Source organism: Martinezella sp. CNPSo 3890 (genome assembly GCF_057784455.1).
The window spans coordinates 21,734-30,172 of record NZ_JBXSOR010000033.1; the positions used below are offsets into that span (position 1 = coordinate 21,734).

Genomic DNA, 8,439 nt, shown 5'->3' on the forward strand with positions numbered 1-8,439 from the left:
AAGACTCATCGCTGCCAGTCCAGCAATGCATCTCGGTAGAGCATGGCAAATCAGGCTTGGTTGCCTGTATTCGTCATCTGGTTGTTACCTGGTTGTCATCGTTCATACACATGTGCGTCGTTTGAGCAACACGCCGTATGTAGGTGCTGTCACATATGTGGGGAGCCTTCTTAAATCCTTGTAAAAGCAAAATAGTAAATGCAGCTTACTATGTGGAAGCGAGGCCTTGTGCTTCGAGTTAGCCACTGAAACTTGATGTCGGACGGCCCCCAGGTTCGTATCTCGCGCAAGTTCGTTTGAAGAATGGAGTTACAATGAACATCAAGAGCTTGCTTATCGGCTCGGCTGCGGCCTTCTGCGTCGTATCTGCCGCTCATGCGGCTGACGCTATCGTCGCCGCCGAACCGGAGCCGCTGGAATATGTGCGCATCTGCGACGCGTTCGGCGCCGGCTATTTCTTCATACCCGGCACGGAAACCTGCTTGCGCGTTGGCGGCAAGGTCCGCACCGAAGGCCAGTGGAAAGATCCTTACAATCGCGACAGCAATTTCGGCACCAAGTGGCATACCCGCGCCGAACTCAACCTCAATACTGCGACGGACACCGAATATGGTCCGCTGAAGACCGAAACCATCGTTCGCTGGGATTGGAACGACGGCGGCTCGACCTCCACCAACCTGCTGTGGGCCTACATCACCCTCGGCGGCTTCACCGTCGGTAAGACTGACTCGCAGTACAACCAGTTCGTCGGCTATGCCGGCGACGTGATCCAGGACGACGTCATCTATGACGGTCCGTATGAATTGAACCAGCTGACCTATAATTACGACAGCGGCACGGGCTTCACGGGCGTCATCTCGCTCGAAGACAGCAATTCCGGCACGACCACAAGCGCCTATGGCGGCAGCTGGCAGCTTTCGAAGGCTGATCACTACGCTCCGAACGTTGTCGCCGGTCTCGGCTACAAGGCCGGCATGTTCGGCTTCAAGGTCGTCGGCGGCTACGATTCGATCGTCGAGGAAGGCGCCATCAAGGCTCGTGTCGACGCGGACTTCGGTTTCCTCACGGCCTTCCTGATGGGCGGCTGGAACACTGATGGCGACAAGCTCAACCAGTATGCCGGCTCGAACCAGAACGTCTCGGCCTGCACGACCTCCGACGGCGTCGTTCACGGTGCAAAGTGCGGCTGGGGTGACTGGGCAGTCTGGGGCGGTGTCGGCGTTCCGATCAATGACAAGCTGAAGTGGAACGTTCAGCTCGCCTATACCGACTCCAAGATTTTCGAGGCAACGACCAACGTCAAGTTCAACCCGGTCAAGAACCTGCTGGTCGAGCCGGAGTTCACCTACGTTCACTATGATCTGCCGAGCGACGATAGCTTCTCGGGTATCCTGCGCTTCGAGCGGACCTTCTGAGGCTTTTGGTCTCGGCTGATCTTCACAGAAATGAGGCCCGGTCTTCGTATCGGGCCCCATCTGTCGTGACGGACGATTTCTAAATCTCCGTTCGCATCGCATCCTGCCGACAGACACCATGCGGTGCGTAGTGACCTCCAGCGCAATCGTATCCGAACGGGCGCCGGTCACCCTTGGCAGTGGTCAAACAGCCGATAAAGGGAAGTCGGCTCACTGTCATAAATCCAATGCTAATCAACGACTATCTCATTTTCGATAGCGCCCTTCGGCGCGACCAAAGGAAGCCCCATGAAGACGATCATGATACTTGCCGCAATTGGAATGTTCTCCACGAACGCGATGGCCATGTCGGCCTATAATTCCAAGTCGATGACCTGCGCAGCCGTGCATGAAAAGATGGCCCAGGAAGGGTCGATCGTGCTGAGATATCCCTCACACCATCCGGGCCTGATGATGTACCAACGGACGGTGTCGAATTCGATGGCTTGCCTGGGGCAGGGCGCGATGGCCAGCGCAAGCGTGCCCACCAGCGACGACCCCAGCTGCAAGATCAAGACCTGCAGCTTCGCGACCGGCAAGGGGCCGAATAAGAATCATTGAGGCGGTGGTGTGGAGGAGCTGATCGACGGCTATAGACCGGAACGTCGGAACCAAGCCAGCAAGGCGAGCCACGATTGGATCGTCTTGCTACGGCCAATGCTTCCATCGGCTTGAATCCAATGTCAAGCTTTCATTAACGGCTTCTCAGTCGCAGACGCCGGTGCGATACATGTCGCCGCATGCGTTCTGGTGCCATACCACATGGCGGCGGGACAATAGCTCTTCCAGATTTCCTCTAGACATTCATTGAGTTAAACCTTGGTAAGGTGGGACGAGTGGCGCTTGCTCGAAATTTGTCCAATATTTGTGAAGTAGAGTTGCATCCCGGGCATTGGGATGCAGTAAGATCTTGCGACTCAGCTTGAGAGCGTGTTTCTTTCCTCGAATTCTTCGAGGAGTAGCGATGGTAGATTTTCCTTATACGCAGGTAACTGGCAAGGTTAGGAACTTTCTCGAGAAGATTCGCGGTGCCGGAGTGCCGCCAAAAGTCTCGCACGCTTGGCTGAAGACGATCGGTTTTACGTCGAGCAACGATGCAACCTTGATCGGAGTCTTGAAGTTCATCGGATTCATCGATGGATCCAGCATACCTACCCAAGTATGGAGAGATTTCCGCGGCGGGCGCCATAAAGCCGTTCTCGGTGATGCAATTAAGAAAGGCTACTCCGAACTCTACGCGATTTATCCCGATGCGCATTCCCGTTCCAATGGTGACCTGACGCATGTGTTCAGCACCAGTTCTACGGCGGGCCAACAGGTTATTTCGAAGACGGTCGCAACTTTCAAAGCCCTCGTCGCGGAAGCGGAGTTCAGCGCCAGCTCAACGAGCGAAGACAGGGGTGTATTGCACTCAGGTCCACTGCACGCCGCCCCTAGCTCGTTCGCACCTGGCGCGCCGCAGCTCCCGCCCTCTCAGAGCGGACCCGCCGTTCACATTGACATCCAGATTCATATTTCGCCGGAATCTACAGCTGAGCAGATCGACAAGATTTTCGAAAGCATGGCGAAGCATCTATATGGTCGCAAGGAAGACTGATGGATGAGTTCAAAAACATCGTTCTGACTGCCAAGGCGATCCACGCGGAATTGTCTGAAGAAACGAAGCCACCCGAGGAAGGGCTTCTCGCAAAAACGCAGTCAGTGATTAACATATCGCTGGTGCGAGGTACCCGCGGATACATTGAGCGCATTGCGAACCAGGTGAACGGCGCATACGAAAACGGCTGGTACGATGCGGCGGCCGTAATGCTTCGCCGTCTGATGGAGACATTGATCATCGAGGTTTTCGAGAAATATTCTATCGCCGACCGGATCAAGAATCCTGCGGGCGACTTTTTCTTTCTCCGCGATCTCATCACCAGTACTTTGAATGAAACGGCCTGGAACCTGAGCCGAAATACGAAGCAGGCTTTGCCCAAGCTAAAGGACGTCGGCGACAAATCCGCTCACAGCAGACGATACCTCGCACATCGTACCGACCTCGACCAACTCCTTCCGGACATCCGTATGGTTGTCCAAGAGTTACTCTTTCTAGCCGGATTGAAGTGACACGTACCTCTCCATTCCGGTAAGCTGATCGAAGCGATAGCCCTGCATCGGCTTTCTTGAGCTTGGAACGGACAGGGGAGAAATGGCGCACCCGACAGGATTCGAACCTGTGACCTTTGGAATCGGAATCCAACACTCTATCCAGCTGAGCTACGGGTGCATGCCGTGGCGGTTTGAATCGCCTGTCCGATGGCTGGTTCTTAGCCTAGGAAGCGCTTGGCTTCAATCGGGAAAATTCAGGAAAGCGTGAGATCGGACGTTTTGGTGAGATGAGGCCGCGGGCTTTGGGCGCGCGGCCTTGCTGTCATGGGTGGTCTCGGCTCATTCCTTCATCGCGCCGGGGCCGGGGGTGGCCTTTGGCGGCACCTTGCCGAGGATGATCATGCCCAGCACTTCGTCCTTGGTGACGTCTTCGGTGCGGGCGTGGCCGACGACCTGGCCGTTCTTCATGACCGAGACGCGGTCGGCGAGGTCGAAGACGTCGTGGATGTCGTGGCTGATGAGGAAGATGCCGATGCCTTCCTTTTTCAGCTGCTTGATGAGCTCGCCGACCTGCGCCGTCTCCTGGGGGCCGAGTGCCGCGGTCGGCTCGTCCATGATCAGGATGCGGGCATCGAAGAGGATGGCGCGGGCGATCGCGACCGACTGGCGCTGGCCGCCGGAAAGAGCCTTCACCGGTTCCTTGAAGCGCTTGAAATTGGGGTTGAGGCGCCCCATGACTTCGCGGGCCTTGGCTTCCATCGCGACGTCATCGAGCGTGCCCCAGCGGGTCTGCAGCTCGCGGCCGAGATAGAGGTTGGCGGCCGCATCGACATTATCGGCGACGGCGAGCGTCTGATAGATCGTCTCGATGCCGTATTTCTTGGCGTCGCGCGGGCTGCGGATATCGGCAGGCTCGCCGTTGATCAGGATATCGCCGCTGTCGCGCTTGTAGGCGCCGGAGAGAATCTTGATGAGCGTCGATTTGCCGGCGCCGTTATGGCCGAGAAGAGCGACGACTTCGCCGGGGTAAAGGTCCACCGAGGCGTTGTCGACCGCGTGGATGCCGCCGAAGGAGATGGAAATGTTCTTCATTTCCACAAGCGGAGTGGTTTGATCCGTCATGGTTCAGAATTCCTTTTACTTGGCGCGCGAGCGATAGACGATGTCGAGCCAGACGGCGATGACGAGCACGACGCCGACGACGACGTTCTGGATCGGCGTATCGACATTGGCGAGCCCCATGCCCGATTGCAGCGACTGCATGACGAGGGCGCCGAGCATGGCGCCGGCGATGGTGCCGCTGCCGCCGGCAAGCGACGTGCCGCCGATGACGGCTGCGGCGATGGTGAAGAGTTCGTAGGTCGTCCCTTGCGAATTGGCGGCGGCGTTCAGACGGGCGGTGGAGATAGCCGCGGCGACCGCCGCAAGCAAGCCCATCAGCGCAAAGATGCGCACCGTCACCCAACGCGTCTTGATGCCGGCGAGTTCCGCTGCTTCCGGGTTGCCGCCGATCGCGAAGACGTAGCGACCGAAGCGCAGGCGGGTGGCGATGAAGGTCATGATGATACCGATGCCGACGGCGATCAGTACGGGCACGGCGATGCCGTAGGGGATATCGAGCCCCGTTTCCGGCCAGGGGATGTTATGCTCGGTCGCGTATTTCTTCGCGATGCCGGTTGGCCAGTAATAGATGTTGAAGACGTAGATCGTGACGAGGACGAGGGCGGAGCCGAGGATGGCGAGGAAATATTCCGCCCAGAGCGGCCGGCGCGGGAAGTTGAAGCGCTTGCGCTGATGGCGCCCGCCGATAATGCCGAGAACGATGAACACGCAGGCGAGTACGCCGAGGATCCAGCTCCACGTCGCACCGATCGAACCTTCGGCGCCGCCGCCCATGATGCGGAAGGTGGCGTCGAGCGGGGCAACCGTCTGGCCGCTGGTGACGTACCAGGCAAGGCCGCGCCAGGCGAGAAGGCCGCCAAGGGTGACGATGAAGGAGGGGACATTCAGAAAAGCGATGATGACGCCTTGGAAGGTGCCGAGCAGCGTACCGATGACAAGGCCGCAGATCAGCGTGATGACCCAGGTCCAGGAACTGTCGAAGCCGAGATAGGCGGGCAGGTATTTTGCCTGGATGACGCCCATGATCATGGCGATGAAGCCGAGCATGGAGCCGACGGAAAGGTCGATATTGCGGGTGACGATGACAAGTACCATGCCCGTCGCCAGCACGGCGATCTCGCAGGTCTGAACGGAAAGGTTCCAGAGGTTTCTGGGGGTCAGGAAAAGGCCGCCGGTATAGACGTCGAAGCCGATCCAGATGATCAACAGAGCGCCGATCATGCCGAGCAGGCGGGTATCGATTTCCGTTGCACGCAAGAAGCGCGTGATGGCGCCTTCTTCCGCATTGCGCGGACCGCTCGATGTTGTGGAATGTGTCATGTCGGCCATCGCTTTGCCGTTCTCCCACTTGTTGGGCGCAGGCCCGCGAATGCTCTTTCTTGATCGCTGGGCAGTATCCGCGCTGGTCACACTAGACGTCATCGCTCGCCCATCCGGTTCTCCCGGGTCCACGACCGCCATCCGGCAGGCCGATCGGATATGCGATGACGCAACACATGCGGGAGGCCTTCATTCCCATTCTGGGTTTGGTTGCGGGCCTCTTATCCGCATTCGACGCCGCAATGGAGAGCCCCTTGCGGCGTCGGCATTATCTTCGAGTCAGCTCGTCAAGCCGGGTGCTTATTTGCAGGCAGCGACGCTACCGGCCTTCACGCCCTGGCAGGCTTCAGCCTTGGAGATCCAGCCTGCGTCGATGACGACGTTCAGGTTGTCCTTGGTGATCGGGATCGGGGTCAGGAAGACCGACTTCATGGCGACATGCTTCGGGCCGCCGTTGAAGGTCTGGACGCCTTCGATCTGGTCCTGGGTCTTGCCGCCGGCAAGAGCGAGGGCGATTTCAGCGGCGCGCTTGCCGAGTTCGCGAGAGTCCTTCCAGACCGAAACGGTCTGCGTGCCGAGCGCGATACGGTTCAGAGCGGCCTTGTCGGCGTCCTGGCCGGAAACCGGAACGGAACCTGCGAGGCCCTGGGCGTCGAGAGCGGCAACGGCGCCGCCGGCGGTGCCGTCGTTGGAGGCGACGACCGCGTCAACCTTGTTGTTGTTGGCGGTCAGGAACTGCTCCATGTTGCGCTGCGCGTTCTGCGGCAGCCAGCCGTCCGTGTAGGCTTCACCGACATTCTTGATCTTGCCGGCGTCGATGGCGGACTTCAGCACTTCGATCTGACCGGAGAACAGGAAGTCGGCGTTCGGGTCGGACGACGAACCCTTGATGAAGACGTAGTTGCCTTCCGGCTTTGCCTTCAGGACTTCGCGAGCCTGCATGCGGCCCACTTCCTTGTTGTCGAAGGTGATGTAGAAGGCTGCCGGATTTTCGATCAGGCGGTCATAACCAACAACCGGAATGCCTTCGTCAGCAGCCTTTTCGACGGCCGGGCCGATGGCATCGGAATCCTGAGCGAGAATGATGAGGGCATTAGCACCCTGCGAAATCAGCGACTCGACATCGGTCAGCTGCTTGGAAGCGGACGACTGGGCGTCGGCGGAAATGTACTTGGCGCCGGCAGCTGCCAGAGCCTTCTTGATGGCTGCTTCATCGGTCTTCCAACGCTCTTCCTGGAAATTCGACCAGGAAACGCCGACGACGAGATCCTTGGCGAAGGCGGCCGTCTGCATGGTCAAAACGATGGCCGCGCCCGCAGCCAGCTTGATGAAAGCTTTCATGTGATCCTCCCGAGTGAATGCGACCGCACGTATCCTGAACTCCCGTCGGCCGCGGCGAAAATGCTGACAAGAAAAGCTTTGGACTTTTTTCTCGACAGTCGAGAAATTTAGTGTCAGAGATTTTTTCAGCTGTCAACACCCGCGCCGCCAGGTTTCATCGGTCGTCCGAAAAAGCTATCAGGGGCTGCGGAGGAGGAGGGTTGAATGAGCAGGGAGTTTGCCGATGCTGGCCAAATCGAGCACCGAATTGGTCCGTCAAAAGAACAGCGCCTTGGTCTTGTCGGCGCTGCGCCGGCACGGCCCGCTCGCCCATACCGAGCTCTCTGATTTCACCAGGCTCTCTTCTGCGACCGTATCGGTCATCACGGCCGATCTCGAGCGGGCGCAGATCATTGAAAAGGCCGAGCAGCAGGCGGCCAGCGGCCGCGGACGGCCCCGGGTTTTGTTTTCGCAGCGGCGTGACTGCGGCTATCTGATCGTCGTCGTCATTTCATCGGATGCCGTGCAATATTCGCTCGTCGATTATACCGGTCGACTGATCGACCGCTTTACCGAGGACAGGCAGCAGAACGCTACGGGTGTCGAGCGCTTCGTGGCCGGATTGCGTGATGCCCTGAACCGGATTGTCACCCGCTCGCAATTGCCGCGCGACAAGGTGCTGATGATCTCGATCAGCAGCAAGGGGCTTGTCGATACTTCGGCGCCGGTGCTGCGCTGGTCGCCGATCTTCGGGCGCGAAGAAATCGATTTCGCCGCCGTGCTTCGCGACGAATGGTCGGCGCAAATCATTCTCGGCAACGAAACCCTGCTTGTGGCTGCGGCCCTTGGGCGGCAGGAGGAAATCAGCACGCGCGGCGATTTCCGCTCGCTGGCGGCGCTATCGCTTGGCCATAGTATCGGGCTCGGCATCGTGCGCCGGGAACATGAAGGCGACCATCATATATCGGCGCCGAATTTCGGGCATATGATGCATGTGCCGGGCGGCGCTCTTTGCCGCTGTGGCGCGCGTGGATGCATCGAGGCCTATGCCGGTTTCTACGCCATGCTGCGGACGGCCTTCGACGTGCCGCTCGACACGATCCCGGCGAAGTTCGTGCCCATCGCCGAGCTC

The 8,439-nt window shown here is 58.8% G+C and carries 8 protein-coding genes and 1 tRNA gene; 5 read left to right on the top strand and 4 right to left on the bottom strand.

All coding sequences use genetic code 11. The features are described from left to right. The first annotated feature begins 314 nt into the window (after positions 1–314). From AC13RC_RS33735 to AC13RC_RS33750, 4 genes are all read left to right on the top strand, one after another. Positions 315–1,415 (top strand): porin, encoded by a 1,101-nt coding sequence (locus AC13RC_RS33735; protein WP_488559756.1) that lies wholly within the window; start codon positions 315–317, stop codon positions 1,413–1,415. 288 nt (positions 1,416–1,703) lie between these two features. Next, the gene (locus AC13RC_RS33740) at positions 1,704–2,015 is read left to right on the top strand and encodes a hypothetical protein (RefSeq protein WP_488559757.1); all 312 of its coding nucleotides are present in this window, start codon (positions 1,704–1,706) and stop codon (positions 2,013–2,015) included. A 403-nt stretch (positions 2,016–2,418) separates the two neighbouring features. Next, positions 2,419–3,051, top strand: coding sequence for a DUF5343 domain-containing protein (locus AC13RC_RS33745; protein ID WP_152096546.1), 633 nt, complete (start codon positions 2,419–2,421; stop codon positions 3,049–3,051). Beyond that, positions 3,051–3,563 (top strand): hypothetical protein, encoded by a 513-nt coding sequence (locus AC13RC_RS33750; RefSeq protein ID WP_197044197.1) that lies wholly within the window; start codon positions 3,051–3,053, stop codon positions 3,561–3,563. The genes AC13RC_RS33745 and AC13RC_RS33750 overlap by 1 nt, the downstream gene beginning before the upstream one ends. Before the next feature lie 83 nt (positions 3,564–3,646). Here AC13RC_RS33750 and AC13RC_RS33755 read toward each other — a convergent pair. The 4 genes from AC13RC_RS33755 to xylF form a co-directional block, all read right to left on the bottom strand. Beyond that, a tRNA-Arg gene (locus tag AC13RC_RS33755) sits at positions 3,647–3,723 on the bottom strand. 161 nt (positions 3,724–3,884) lie between these two features. Then, positions 3,885–4,667 carry an ATP-binding cassette domain-containing protein gene (locus AC13RC_RS33760; protein WP_069612788.1) on the bottom strand — a complete coding sequence of 261 codons (783 nt, stop codon included), beginning with the start codon at positions 4,665–4,667 and terminating at the stop codon, positions 3,885–3,887. Positions 4,668–4,682: 15 nt separating this feature from the next. Beyond that, positions 4,683–5,996 (bottom strand): sugar ABC transporter permease, encoded by a 1,314-nt coding sequence (locus tag AC13RC_RS33765; protein WP_113332139.1) that lies wholly within the window; start codon positions 5,994–5,996, stop codon positions 4,683–4,685. 291 nt (positions 5,997–6,287) lie between these two features. Further along, positions 6,288–7,328, bottom strand: a complete 1,041-nt coding sequence (gene xylF / locus AC13RC_RS33770; RefSeq protein WP_113332140.1) for a D-xylose ABC transporter substrate-binding protein — start codon at positions 7,326–7,328, stop codon at positions 6,288–6,290. Between the two features lie 223 nt (positions 7,329–7,551). On the opposite strand from xylF, the gene AC13RC_RS33775 reads away from it, so the two are divergent. Beyond that, a partial coding sequence (locus AC13RC_RS33775; RefSeq protein ID WP_488559758.1) for an ROK family protein occupies positions 7,552–8,439 on the top strand: 888 nt, incomplete at its 3' end.